Raw genomic sequence first — 255 nt, 5'->3', positions numbered from 1 at the left:
AGTTTCAAGAAGAGGCAGCTTTAAAAGAAAACCAGCTACTGGTAATCGGCTGCAGTACAAGTGAAGTGATCGGAAAACGAATCGGTACGGAAGGGACGCTCGACGTTGCGGGGATGGTTTATTCCGTAGTGAGGGATTTTCAAGAAAAAACGGGCATTCAGGTTGCATATCAATGTTGTGAGCATCTAAATAGGGCCCTGGTTTTGAAAAGGGAAACCGCAGTGCGAAACGATTATGAAGAAGTTTCGGTTGTGC

Annotated in this window: 1 protein-coding gene; it reads left to right on the top strand. The window is 45.5% G+C overall.

The annotated features are described in order from the left end of the window. On the top strand, nucleotides 1-255 hold a 255-nt coding region (locus tag SB773_RS33110), incomplete at both ends, for a DUF436 family protein (protein WP_410594674.1).

Origin of the sequence: Bacillus sp. SIMBA_074, from assembly GCF_046534555.1 — a bacterium.
In the GTDB taxonomy this organism is placed as follows: domain Bacteria; phylum Bacillota; class Bacilli; order Bacillales; family Bacillaceae_G; genus Bacillus_A; species Bacillus_A mycoides.
The sequence above is the reverse complement of the archived record's forward strand: the minus strand, read 5'-3'. Positions and strand labels throughout refer to the sequence as shown.